Below are 12600 nucleotides of genomic sequence, written 5' to 3'. Positions count from 1 at the left end.
CTCGCGCTCGGGACATGACGTCCCGAGGCGGTCATACCAGGTGCAGGTGCGTTTCAGATTTCTCGCCATCGGGGATGCAGGCGACATCCGCCCGCAGCTCAGCCAAAGCCTTCAGGTTGTTCAAGGCCGTGGTCATCGCCACGGTCAATGCCTTGCGCATCAGCCCTCGGTACAGAAGGCTCAAGGGGCCGGAGATTTTCGCGCTATGGATAACCTGGGTTTCATTGGGCGAGAGCCTGCGCAGCCGATGATCGAATTCGAGGTTTATCCAAAGCAGTTTCGCGCTGTTGCGATAGCTTTCCTGAGGCTCCACCGCCTCCAGCTTCAAGGGCATTTTCAGGCCATTGTTCAGGACGCATTTGCCCTGCGTCCCGGCTAGGAACGGGCCATTGAGCTCACAGTGGCGGACGTCGGTGTCCCACAGTGGCGATTCTGGAAAGTTGCTCCAGATCTTCCATATGACCGGCGGTGGCGACCGGACTATGACTTTTACGGTGACATCGTTCATGGGATTACCTTGGCTGTTGGGGCACGGTCGTGCTCGAAGTGGACATCGAGCCACGCTTCAGGCGGCAGGCGCGGCTTGGCTCAGCACTTGCGCGGTGATATTCGCCTGGCCGATTTTTTCGCCCCGGTTGAACAGATCGATGTGGATGCGGTTGGTCTTGAAGGACTGCAACTGCGCTTCCATGCCGGCTTGCGGCGCCAGCGAAAGCGGGCTGTTGCGCGGAATAGGACGGTCCAGGCTGAAACTCAGGGCCAACAGGTTCATGGGGACATTGAGGGGGATCTGCAGATGGCCGTGGGCAATCTGCATGTAGCACTGGCGCGCGATCTCGAGGAAATACACCATCGAAAAATGCGTGGGGTCGCCCTCGTGGAAGAAGTGCCCCTCGGGCAGCTTGACGGTGTCGACGCTCAAGCCTTGGGCCACCGAGCTCATCTCACTGACGATCACGTTCTCTTCCCTGGCCTTGTGCAGGAACGCCTTGTTGCCACACCGGCGGGCGGTGAACTCGCCGTGCGGTGCGGTTTCGAAGGCCGAGTTGTAGGCCATTCCCAGCACGCACGTGCACATCAGTTTCCCGCCCTGCATGACCTTTGCCTGGAAGACATGAGCGTCCTGATCTTGCTCTACGTGCAGGTCGATCACGCCTTCCTTCTGCACGTATTGCTGGAACTTGATGCCCAGCGTCTTGACGTAGGCGACGCGGCCATTGAGCGGGGGCATGGCCTGCTCGATCAATTGCATCACGCCTTCGAGCAGGAGAATGCCGGGCACATGATCCAGCGGGTGGTCGAAGAAATAAGGGTGTGCCTCGTTCACCAGCAATTGTGCGCGCAGCGAACGCGGGGCCCGTTGCACGTGGCTGATCACTGTGTTTTCGGGACGACGAGGCCATTGCGTCGGCCGCTGGGCCGCTGGGCCCTGCTGCAGGGCGAAAAGCCCTTCCATCGCGCGGACGCGAACGCGCAACCCGGCCAGGACCGTGCTCGTCAGCAGGTCGCTGAGCTGCAATACGTCGACGCCGTCGTGTTGCGGTTCCCGGACGATTTGGCCGGGGCGCGCAGGTGCGGCGAGCGGTTGCAGCGAACGCGGCGCCTCATGGGCGAAACGCAGGCTGAACGGATGCTTGAGGGGAGGGGCGAGGTCGGCCGGCAGCGGTTTCCAGTCCCGGAGCTTTTCGGTGAACAGCCACATGATCGGCGTGCCGCCTTCGCGAACCTCGATCACCGTGTGCGCCGAGGCATTCAACATCACCGCCAGCAAGGTCTCGATGCCGCTGGCTTCCGCCAGGAAACCGGTTATTTCTCGCAGCGGTCCCTTGGCCTGGGCCGTTTCCGGTTGCAATTCGCAGACCTCGACGTGCGGGTACTGGTCGCGTTTTTTGCCTGCCAACTGGCACGCTTCGTCCAACGACGTCGCGGCATGGGCGAGGACCGCCGCACGAATCACCAGCAGCGGCGCATCACCGGAGTCAGGCTGATAGGGACGCAGGGCGACCACGCCGAGCCCTTCGCCTTGTACCGCTGTACTGCGCAGGGCGCGATCGATCTCGATTTCACCGCTGATAAACCGCCCGGCGCCCAGCAGCAGGGTGGTAATGCCTTGCTCGAACCATTGCCGGGAAGCCAACAGCGTCTGCCAGAACAGACCTGGGGTGCCGGCCAACGTCTGGTGGAATCCCTTGAAGTCGAAAACTTGCGCCGGGTAGCCGGAGAGCATGTTCGGCAACATGGTCGCCACGTCCGTCACCTCCACGCCGGGCGGTGTGCCTTGGCTTCGAGCGTAGAACTGTTGGGCACTGCTGTAGGCATTGCTGAACCGTTCGCCGCCCATGTTGCAGCACATCACCATGGCAGTCTCGGCTGACCCCGCCACGCCGGGCAGACGCCGCAGCAGGTGGTTGACCCGGTCGGTGACCAGCAGCTTGAACGGGTCGACATGGGCCAGGGGCTTGGGGCCCATGCCGAAACCGGCGATGTCGATGAGCGGGTCCTGGGCGAGGAACTTCCCGGATAACGGCCGACTCAGGTCGCCGCTGTAATCGACGAAGCGACCGTAAGGAAACAGCACGGCGGGCGCGGCTGGCTGATCGAGTTGCTGCTGGAATGACTGCAGTGAATCGCAACCGCTGAACGCAGCTTCAGCCTCGACCACGGCGAGATCGAGTTTCAACACGCCCGGGACTGCCCGGGCGGCAAGCGCGTGCCCGTGGTCGATGTATTCATCCACCACCAGGTGCGCGTTGGCGCCGCCAAAGCCGAAACTGGAAATCCCGATCCGGATGGCCGCTTGGCGATCAGCCAGGGACTGCGGTTGCCGTGTGGCAAGTTGCAGGCAGGTTTCGTCGACTTTTGCGCTGGGGCGGTAGTCAGGCTGGGGCGGGACGCTCCGGTGACGAAGGATCATCAGCGCCTTGGCGAGCGATGCACCTCCCGCGGCAGCCAGCGGATGGCCGATGACGGACTTGATCGAGCCGATGGTCAATTTTTCGCCGGTGTTGCGATGGGCGGCGAAGAAACTGTCCAGGGAGGCCAACTCGGTCGCATCACCCAACGGGGTGCCGGTGCCGTGGGTCTCGATATAGTCGACGCTGCCTGGGTCCAGGTCGCTGTAGGCGCGCTCATAGGCACAATATTGAGCCTGTTTGCCCGGCGCGAACACCGAGCCTTCGGCGCCGTCGGCGGACAAGCCCAGCGCCCGCAGGACCCCCAGCGGCTGCCGCCGGGCGGCCAATGCCTGGGAAACTGGCTCGACCAGGAATGCCGCTGCACATTCTCCGGGCACGATGCCGTCGGCGTCCTGACCGAACGCCTGCATGCTGGCCCGGGCGGAAAATGCTGTCAGTTGCGAGAAGCCAAGGAACAGCGCGGGCGGCAGGACCGTGTTCAAGGCCATCACGATCGCGTTATCCGCCTGACCGCTGCTGAGCAACGCCTTGGCCATGTCGATTGCATAAGGGAAGGAACTGCAGGCGGTGTCCACCGATAACACCGGCCCACCCAACGCGAAAGCACTGGCCAGTGCGGCCACTTGTTCGCCCGGGGTGAACCCGACAGGCGCGCCGGCGCTGTTCGCGGTTCCTGTCGCGAAATAACTTTCGTCGCACCATGAAGTGGCGACCACCAGCGCCGTGCGCTTGGTATCCAGCACCGAGCCTTGGGCCGCCAGTTGAGTGAGCAGCGTCTGAAGGACTTTCTTGCCGATCGCCACCTGCCGGCCATCGTGACGCGAGGGAATCGATGCATCGTCGGTCAGGCAAAAGGCACTGTCCAGGTAGGTGCGGTCCTTCTCGCCAGCCTTGGCCGAAAATATCGCGCTTTTATCCAGCTCCCAACGTGCCGGCATGGCCTGGATGGGTGCTATCCCGCCTTGGACGAGCACATTCCACAGGGCATCCGTCGAAGGCGCTCCCGGGAATTCGCCCGCCATCGCGCTGAAGCACAAGTCACCCTCTGTCGTTACCGCGCCACTCATTGCTATCTCCTGATTCACTAAAGCTGGGTCACCTGTCGGTCACCCGGTTTCCATTCCATGTGTTGGCAGCGCCTGCCAGCGGGCTTCAGCCCATTCTTTCCAAGAGCGACAGCGCGTCCTGTGGCGTGCGGCGCGACATCAGCGCTTCGCCGGCGAACTCACTGTCGGGGCAGCGTTGGGCCATCGATTGGCAAAGCGCCTCCCGATCAAAACCGTTGAGCCCCAATTGGGCAAAGGGCGTCTCGACATCCAGCGCCGATGGCGCGTCCGCGACCAGTGGCGAGAGGGCGCCGAGCAACACCTCGCCGATCTGCGTCGATGCTTCTGCGGTGTGGGTTGCAGGCTCATCGGCAGCGCTGTGTGGCGCGTCATTGGCAAGGGCGTCTTCGATGAGCGCAATGGTTTGCTGCGCACATTTGGCGTTGGCCAACTCGCTGCTCCGGGCCTTGAGTTGTGGCCACAGGGCGACCACCGACTCGAGGAAATCCAGCTGCACCAGAGAATCCATTCCCAGGCTTTCATAGCTTTGTTGGCGATCGAGCTGATCGACGGTGAAACCGGTGATGCCGGCCAGTTGGTCGAGGACCCAGGCTTGGACGTCCATTGCCGGCGCCTGCGGGTTGGCCTCAAGCCTGGCGAGCAAGGCTGTCGGTGTCGGCGCATCGAAAAGCTGCGAAGTGAGGTCTTTCTTTTCCGGGAAGTGCTGGGCCAACGACTCGAAGATATCGACCAAGCCCAGCGAGTCGATGCCCAGGCTTTCAAAGCTCTGGTCGAAATCGATCTGCTCGCTTTTGAAACCCGTGACCGTGCTTATTTCCGTACGCAGCCATTGCGCATAGGTGAGTGCAGGCAGTTGTTCGGCGACCGGCGCCGCGGCCAGCACCGATGGCTGCGAGATAACCGGCTCGAGTGCAGCGACGCTGTCCTTGGCAGGCGCTTGGACACCGTGGGCGTAGACGCCCTCGAGCACTTGTTGATGAGCGTTGAAGTAATGCGCGGTAACGGTTTCGGCCTGCTCCAGCAGGCGCATCAGGATGGATTCCTTTGCGATGTTGGATTCGCAAAGGGAATCGATGATTTTTTCGGACAGTGAAAAATAGCTGTGGGCTATTTTCCCGTTGGACACGATGAACTCCTGCACAACGTCGTTGAGCTGCAAGCGCATAAGGTTCTCCTTAACCATAAGTGAGTCGGTATATTCAGTCATCAAGGCATGGCCCAGGGCTGGGCCATGAGAATCAGCAGGGCAGATCGGCAGTCACGACTTGAAGTGGGAGCTCCACCGCATCGATTTCGGAAAAAGCTGTCTTCCCGGCGCCCTTGAGCAACCCGGACCGCACGCTCAAGTAAGTCATCAGCGTTATTGCATCGGCGCCCTGGAAGGCGATGTAGCCATCGGGCCGGACCAGCATCAACGTGCCTTCCTTGGCGTGATAGCGCTTGTGCAGGCGCCAGTCAGGGTCCAGCAGGGTAGATTGCTCCGCGGGCAACCCGACACTGCTCAGGGCATCGACCACGCAGTAGGCCTTGATCGCCGGGTAGTCGCGCTCCACCGAGGCGGCCAGCGAGTAATGACTTGGCAACAGCGGCGAGAATTGATCCGCCGCGCTGAAGATCAGCAGGGTGAAGGTTCCCTGGAACAGATCGATCAGGCGTTTGGGTGGCATGCCCTGGTGTTGCCACAGCTCGACATCTGGCGCCAGTTGTCCCGAACGAGGGGCGGGGGCTTGGAACGGGGTTTTCTTGCCTTTTCTGGCCCAGCTGCTGCGCTGCTTTTTGGTCAGCGATTCCTGGATGTATTCGCTCTTGCCATAGTGGTATTGATGGCCGGAAATCATCGACGGCAGCTTGCGCTGGATCTTTTGGCGATTGCTCAGCAACGGCAGGACGTTGTCACGCAACCAGACCATGGCGCGATGCCTGACGGTAATCAGCCCGGTGAGGCGATGCGCGGTGTTTTCCACTTCGAGGGCGACCGGGTAGCGTTCGTCGTTGTAGCTTTCCAACAGCGACGGATCGGCGAGGCCCTGATCGACATAAGCCATTTTCCACGCCAGGTTATAGGCTTCAGAAATGCCCAGGTTCATCCACTGACCGCCGATCGGGCTGCCGATGTGCGCGGAGTCGCCCACCAGGAAGATCGAGCCTTGCTGCAGCGACTGCACCCGGCGATGCTGGAACGAGGCAATGGTGGTCGAGGAGATATTGGACAGGGTCATCTTCTGCCCACGTCCTTCGCACAGCCGTTGGAAATTCTCCAGGGTCAGCGGCGGCCGCTCGCCTTCGGGCGGCAGGTTGTAGGGCATCTCGATAAAGAGGCGATAACGCGATTGGTCGCTGATCGGCGCGACCGCGACATACCCATCCTGCGCGCCAAGGAAAAACGCGCCTTCGTCCTTGCTGCCTGACCATTCGATGTCGGCGTCGGCGAGCATGAAGAAACGGTCATAGGAGGAGCCCTCGAACGTCATGTCCAGGCGTTTTCGGATGTTGCTGCGGGCGCCGTCACAGGCCACTGCCCAGCGACTGGTAAAAAGTTCTTCGCTGCCGTCGGCATGACGCAGTGCCATGTGCACGGCGCCTGGCTGGTTTTCGATGTCGACCAGTTCAGTGTTCCATTCAACGTCTGCGCCGAGCAGATTCAGACGCTCCAACAGGATCTTCTCAGTCTGCGGCTGCGGCAAGCTGAGGAGGAGGGGATAGGTGGCGTCCAGGTAGGAAAAGTTGTAGTTCAGCACCCGTTTGGCGTTGGACTGCACCGAAAACTGGTTGATGGTAAAACCGTCGGCCAGCGCTTGCTCGGCAATGCCGAGGTCGCGGAAGATTTCCAGGGTCCTGGAGTGAATCGCCATCGCCTTGGTCGCGGTCGAGGGGCCGGCGTTTTTTTCAATGATGCGAAAAGCCACGCCCCATTGCTTCAACATGATTGCCAGGGACAGGCCAATGGGGCCGGCACCGACGATCATCACCGTCGCAGCGTTGCCCGGCTGTTTGAAATGCTTGGGGGCTAAAGTGCTCAGAGTGTTCATCGATCAGTACCAGTTTCTGTAGAAGGGAGAGTTGGCAATGCCGAGCAGCGCGTCGTCCCCGGACGAGTCGCCGTAGGCGTAGATGTAGAAGTCATCGAGGTTGCTCAAGCAGTCCCGGAGCCGCGCCACTTTTTCCCGGTCGACACAATTGGTGCCGGAGATTCCACCCGTCAGCTTGTTCTTGGCCGTCGCCAACCGGGTCCCGCATACGTGGTCGAAACCCACCGCCTGGCCCCACGGGATCAGGTAGTTCTCTGGCGAATTGCTGACCAGCGCCGTCACGTGCCCCATGGACTGGTGCCATTGCAGCCGGCGCAACGCTTGCGGCCTCAGCCAGAGTGGCAATTGCTCGGTGATGAAGAACCTGGCGTGTTCGCGCTCTTGCTCTACCGTCAGGCCGCCCAGGTAACAGGCGATAAAGGCCAGACGCGCTTGCATCAACGGCGTAATGCCCAGAATGACGCTGAGCATCTTTGGCAACAGGGGAATGATCCTGAGCCAGAACGCCCGGGTTCCGACGATGAAGCGCATGTAGCGCCAGAACGTGTGCCTGTCGGTCAACGTGCCGTCGAAATCGAAAACGGCCAATACCGGTCGTGTGCTGTCAGCGTGCATGAAGCGCTTCCTTGAGAGGGACAATCTCTATGATTTTTGGCAATTTGAAGCCGGAGAGGTAACGCGAAAGCAGGGTGGTCACGCTGTTCTGGCTCAACTCACCGTCGCCTTCCACTGACAAGTGCAAGACATTGACTTCCTTGTGGTCCGGGACGATGTAGGCCCTGGCACGCACCGCATCGGGGTGCTTCAGGGCGACGGATTCGATTTCCGCCAGATCGACCATCTGCGCTTTGATTTTCGAGATGCGCAGGCGCTGGCAATAGAAAAAGACATGGCCTTCTTCATCTCGCCAGACCAGGTCGCCGGTGTGCAGCCAGCCGTCCCGGAAAAATCGCGCATTGATCTCTGGCGCAGCGTCATAGCCCGGGATGACCATCGACCCGCGTATCAGCAGCTCGCCGATACGCCCCGCGACGACATCCTGGCCTTGCGCGTCGACCACCCGCAGTTCGACGCCACTTATCGGCCGTCCCATGGCGCCGCGATGAACCTCGCCGACAGAACTCTGGACAATCACCGGCATGCTTTCGGTCAGCCCGTAGCCTTGCAGTACAGCCGCGCATCCCAACAACTTGCCGAGCTTCTCGCCTTCATCGGCTGGTAGATGACTGCCGCCGGAATACATCATCAATTGAGGATGCAGGGGCAAACGCGGGCCTTTGCGCTTGGCGAGTCGCGAATTGAAATAACGAATAACGTCGGGCACCAGGCAGGCAAAGGTGACCTGGTGTTCGGACAACACTTGCGCCAAGTCCCGATTGAGCAGGGTGTTGGTCATCAGCAACGTGGCGCCGATGCTTAGCGGGAACACCATCATCACCGACAATCCGAAGATGGCGTACAGCGGCAGCGTCACCAGGTGGACCGACCCCACGCCTTGGGGATGAAAGTGTTCATGCAGGCCATCGCTTGACTGCGTCAGGTCGAGGTAGCGATGACAGACCGCCAGCGGCTTACCGATGCCACGGTAGGTGAACTGCATCGAGACAATCGGGTTATCGTCTGGTAGCAACAGGGGCTGGGCGTGGCGTGGCAGCGTCGCTTCAACCGTGGCGTTTTCAGGCGGCTCGTCGCCATTGCCCACGATCAAGGCGTGGGTCGGCTGGAATATGTCCTGGTGTTGCTCAAACAGCGTGCCAGTCGTGACGATCAGCGATGGCTTGGAAATGCCCAGGACATTACCCAGCTCGAATGCCGTCAGTTTGTAGTTGAGAATCACCGGGACAGCGCCATGGCCAATTACTGCCAGGTAATAGGCGATGAAATCCACGCCGTTGGGCAGCACAAGGGCTACTTTCTCCCCGGGCGATACGTTCAGGGCGTGGAGAAAACCATTGCATTCTTCAGCCCTGATTCGCAGGTCCCGGTATGTGACGGTTTCTTCTGCATCCAAGTCCCGGATAGCGATGTGCTCGGGATACGAATGGGAAAAACCGACGAAACGATGCAGAAAACCTTCTTTATGGGTAAGGCTTTTCATTCACCAACCTCTCAATCCTTGAAGTCATGGTTAGATAAAAAGTACTGCAGAGGCAGGCTACTGTTTGAATGGGTTCAATTAACGTGCAGGTAATTGTTTTTCCGATACCACTCCAACGTATCGGTCAGCGTTTCCGTGACGGGACGGAATGCACATTTCAATTCGCTTGAACTTTTGCTGTGACTGAAGTGCGTTCTTCCTTGCTCTTGCTCTATAAGCTTGACCGTGGAGGTACTGATCAGCACAGGCTTTTTCGTGATGCGGTAATAACATTCATAGACGAAGGCGATGAGCCGTAGCATGAACAACGGGACAGGGCGCTCAGGTGCTTGTACGCCGCTGACACTGGACAGCGCCCGGAAGATACTTTTCATGTCCATATGATTGCCGGCGGCCAGATAACGCTCACCCGATCTGCCGCGGGTAATCGCCGCGATTTGATGTTCCGCCACGTCCCGGGCATCCACCACCGAAAAGCTGCCTGGAAGAACACCTGGTAACTTCTGTCCGACAAAATCCAGCAGGAACTGACCTGACGAGGTGGGGCCAATGTCGCCAGGGCCGAACATCCAGCCGGGCAACACCATTGCGACAAACATGTCCGGGTGCAACGACAGGAACTCCCGGACCTTCTGCTCGGACAGTATCTTGCTCAGGTAGTAATCGTCAGCTTCCGATTCATCACGTGACATGGTTTCGTCGATCACCTCGTCCCTGTCACCCTTCAGGACCGCGATGGACGAAGTGTGGACGGCACGGCGAATCCCAGCGGCATAAGCGGCCTGCAACAAGCGCTCGGTGCCGGTCACATTGGTGTCATATAACTTCTGCCAGTGTTTTCCGCCCTTGTAACTATCGCGAAAGTACGCGGCGGTATGAAACAAAGCGTCGCAGCCTTCCAGCGCATGGCTGAAAGCGCCAACATCGAGCATATCGCCTTCAACCAACTCAACAGGCAGCGCACCGAATTGCTTTCTGGCTTTTTCAACGGAGCGTACAAGGGCCTTGACCTTGATGTTTCGTTTCAAAAGCGCATGGACGACATTATTTCCGAGCAGGCCTGTAGCGCCTGTAACAAAGGCATATTCCATTAAAATCCAGCTCCTTTGAGGTACCTGTCCGAGCACGGTTGGCGCTGAACAGGTGTCGGACAATCCAACGGCGCAAGTAAAAACCATTCGGTATCTGGAAATCAAGCGGTATTTAGCGAAAAGACCAAAGACGAGGTGTCTAGCTCGGGCCTGAGACGGCAAGTCTCAGTGTATTCGTCATGCGGGTGACGCCATTTTTCAGGCACTCCAGCGATTTTTCACGCTGGGCGGGAAGGGTGTGTCACAGCGCCTGCCCTTGGAATCCGGCCGAAAATTGTCTTCCTGCGAAGGTCTGTTACAGCCTGGAATGCGTCGTCATTAGATGCCACTTCCAAAACTTTAAATGCAAACAGCCAAGGTGGGTGGTAAGGTAGAAAACACCTGTTTTGCTAGCTGGATCGTTGATTCGTTTCATCTAGTTACAAATATATACATCGGGCCAAAGGAGCCGAGGGCGTGATCAAGAAGAGATTGGGGCGAGAGGAAAGTCAGCAAGTAACAAGAGACAAGTTATTCGACACTGCTACGGATCTGATGATCAAGAAAGGCTTTCATGCCGCCAGCGTGAATACAATTTCCGAAGAGGCCGGCTATTCAAAAGGTGCATTCTTTTCAAACTTCTCAAGCAAGTCGGAACTGCTGCTTCAACTTACCCAGCGCTTCAAGAGAGTCGAGATAGATCGCTTGGGCAGCACCTTGGCGGCGGGCTACACGGCAGAGCAACTGACTCAGGGCCTGAATGCTTACATCGACACGCTTAAAAACAATACCAACTGCGCCATCCTTGACGCCGAAATGCAGTTGATCGCTTTGCGTGATGAAGAATTCGCAAAGCATTACTACGATCTGCATGAAGAAAACAGCGAGGCGCTAGGAAGACTGATCACGATCATCTTCAATCACGCCGGCAAGAAGCCTCCGTTGGCATACGCAGCACTGGCGCGAACTTTCACTGCATTGTCGGAAGGCTTGATCCTGCAGGGGCATAAAGATCCGGCTGCGGAAATCAAGCTGGTGCTCAATTCACTGATTCAAACGGCGGAGCCGTTGTAGACGTGAGACTTGGCCAGATAGACGACCATCAAAACGCAGATCCCCAGGACGAAGACGCTGTTCTGCAGGATGTCATTACGGCAGGAAAGGAACCCACCAAAGTCCGCGCCTTGAAAGCTGCCGTGAGCACGCTGAAAAGCAGCCTGTAACGATGCCCAATCCTAAACAAGAATATGCGCATAATGTATATTATGTTAAACAGGATGTTTATGTGCTTGCACTACCTATGAGCGAATGTACTGCGTTGCGCCAGATCCCAGTCGCTTAACGCACACTGAGGCAGGACCAAACCTGCCCCAGCACGCAAAAACTATTTAATCACCACCGGATTGACCGGTGATCCGGTAGCGCGATGGACTTTCAACGGCGCGGCCACATAGAGAAATGTGTACTGCCCGTCTTCGGCACAATTTTCAGCCAGCTTTTCCAAGTCGCAAATCTCCGTAAAGGCGATACCCAGATTGCGCATCAATGCACAGTGCAGAGGCAGTGCCACACCTGATACCGGGTCGGTCGTGACTTCGTTGGCGATGGTATCGGTGACAAGGTTTGGAATTTCCTTGTCGTGGAACCATCGGACAAGTTCCTCCGAATACGTAAGACCTGGCTCACAGAACCCATCATAAAACGCCTCGCCTTGCTCATAGAAAGCCTGGAGGAAGTTGGTTCTGATAATCAGGATGTCATGAGGCTCGATCGTGTGGCCCTGAGCTTCTGCGCATGCCCCGAGATCTAGATGGGTAAATGTTTCGCCTTTATCCAGCATGCGTTTGCCACGATGCCTTGCCATGTCCAGCAATACGGCGCGTCCGACGACTCCTCGTTCGCCGATAGGTGCAACACTGGCCTTGTCGAGACCTCCCACCGTTGTTCGCGCGTCGTAGCCGTTCCATATTTTTCCGCCGTACCAGAGGTGGCCAAGCGCATCATATTGCGTGGATCCTTGCAGGAATGCGTCGATCTTGTCATCGGCGTAGTGCAAACCGCCGGGGTAGCAAGGGCCATGATTATCGTCCCAACTCGACTCGTCGAGAATCATGGTGCGTTCTGCCGGGGTTCGGCCTGGCCAGACCGGATCGCCAGCAGGATTCCCGATCATGCGTTGCAAGGTAAATACATTTCCCTTCTTGATGTGCGCAACTCCGCGCAGGACTTCTTGCGCGGTCAGGTAATTCAGCGAGCCAACTTCGTCTTCCGCTCCCCATCTACCCCAGTTTGAAGGCGCGTCCTTTAATAGTTCATCCATTGTGGGAACTGCAGTGGTCATGGCGTTTTCCTTTTTTTATTTCCGTGATTATCAAAGCGCACGACAAATGCGCCTTGCGTCCATACCGTTCAGCGCATACA

The 12600-nt window shown here is 58.3% G+C and carries 9 protein-coding genes; 1 reads left to right on the top strand and 8 read right to left on the bottom strand.

Translation table 11 applies throughout. The features are described 5' to 3' along the window. Positions 1–31: 31 nt before the first annotated feature. The 7 genes from Q7C33_RS14515 to Q7C33_RS14485 form a co-directional block, all read right to left on the bottom strand. Positions 32–508, bottom strand: coding sequence for an SRPBCC family protein (locus Q7C33_RS14515; protein ID WP_258650928.1), 477 nt, complete (start codon positions 506–508; stop codon positions 32–34). Between the two features lie 57 nt (positions 509–565). Then, positions 566–3982 carry a beta-ketoacyl synthase N-terminal-like domain-containing protein gene (locus Q7C33_RS14510; protein WP_407683622.1) on the bottom strand — a complete coding sequence of 1139 codons (3417 nt, stop codon included), beginning with the start codon at positions 3980–3982 and terminating at the stop codon, positions 566–568. 85 nt (positions 3983–4067) lie between these two features. Next, entirely contained in the window at positions 4068–5147 is a 1080-nt protein-coding gene (locus tag Q7C33_RS14505) for an acyl carrier protein (RefSeq protein ID WP_407683621.1), read from the bottom strand. A gap of 73 nt (positions 5148–5220) precedes the next feature. Continuing rightward, positions 5221–7011, bottom strand: a complete 1791-nt coding sequence (locus tag Q7C33_RS14500) for an FAD-dependent monooxygenase (protein WP_407683620.1) — start codon at positions 7009–7011, stop codon at positions 5221–5223. Positions 7012–7014: 3 nt separating this feature from the next. After that, entirely contained in the window at positions 7015–7626 is a 612-nt protein-coding gene (locus Q7C33_RS14495) for an HAD-IB family hydrolase (protein WP_217859476.1), read from the bottom strand. Next, positions 7616–9109: a class I adenylate-forming enzyme family protein gene (locus Q7C33_RS14490; protein WP_407683619.1), complete on the bottom strand. Its 1494-nt coding sequence runs from the start codon at positions 9107–9109 to the stop codon at positions 7616–7618. The genes Q7C33_RS14495 and Q7C33_RS14490 overlap by 11 nt, the downstream gene beginning before the upstream one ends. A 74-nt stretch (positions 9110–9183) precedes the next feature. Further along, complete coding sequence (locus Q7C33_RS14485; protein ID WP_323154405.1) at positions 9184–10200, bottom strand: SDR family oxidoreductase; 1017 nt, start codon at positions 10198–10200, stop codon at positions 9184–9186. 456 nt (positions 10201–10656) lie between these two features. Here Q7C33_RS14485 and Q7C33_RS14480 point away from each other — a divergent pair, with 456 nt between their 5' ends. Beyond that, on the top strand, positions 10657–11253 hold the full coding sequence (locus Q7C33_RS14480) for a TetR/AcrR family transcriptional regulator (protein WP_030138883.1): 597 nt from the start codon (positions 10657–10659) through the stop codon (positions 11251–11253). Between the two features lie 310 nt (positions 11254–11563). On the opposite strand, the gene Q7C33_RS14475 is transcribed toward Q7C33_RS14480, so the two are convergent. Beyond that, on the bottom strand, positions 11564–12520 hold the full coding sequence (locus tag Q7C33_RS14475) for a cyclase family protein (protein WP_407683618.1): 957 nt from the start codon (positions 12518–12520) through the stop codon (positions 11564–11566). Positions 12521–12600 lie beyond the last annotated feature (80 nt).

Source organism: Pseudomonas sp. BP11-1-1 (genome assembly GCF_052112105.1).
GTDB classification, from domain to species: Bacteria; Pseudomonadota; Gammaproteobacteria; order Pseudomonadales; family Pseudomonadaceae; genus Aquipseudomonas; species Aquipseudomonas alvandae.
The sequence above is the reverse complement of the archived record's forward strand: the minus strand, read 5'-3'. Positions and strand labels throughout refer to the sequence as shown.

Bases quoted from the DNA above. Each gene is read 5' to 3' on its own strand.
- Q7C33_RS14515 (WP_258650928.1), bottom strand. From the start codon at position 508: ATGAACGATGTCACCGTAAAAGTCATAGTCCGGTCGCCACCGCCGGTC.
- Q7C33_RS14510 (WP_407683622.1), bottom strand. From the start codon at position 3,982: ATGAGTGGCGCGGTAACGACAGAGGGTGACTTGTGCTTCAGCGCGATG.
- Q7C33_RS14505 (WP_407683621.1), bottom strand. From the start codon at position 5,147: ATGCGCTTGCAGCTCAACGACGTTGTGCAGGAGTTCATCGTGTCCAAC.
- Q7C33_RS14500 (WP_407683620.1), bottom strand. From the start codon at position 7,011: ATGAACACTCTGAGCACTTTAGCCCCCAAGCATTTCAAACAGCCGGGC.
- Q7C33_RS14495 (WP_217859476.1), bottom strand. From the start codon at position 7,626: ATGCACGCTGACAGCACACGACCGGTATTGGCCGTTTTCGATTTCGAC.
- Q7C33_RS14490 (WP_407683619.1), bottom strand. From the start codon at position 9,109: ATGAAAAGCCTTACCCATAAAGAAGGTTTTCTGCATCGTTTCGTCGGT.
- Q7C33_RS14485 (WP_323154405.1), bottom strand. From the start codon at position 10,200: ATGGAATATGCCTTTGTTACAGGCGCTACAGGCCTGCTCGGAAATAAT.
- Q7C33_RS14475 (WP_407683618.1), bottom strand. From the start codon at position 12,520: ATGACCACTGCAGTTCCCACAATGGATGAACTATTAAAGGACGCGCCT.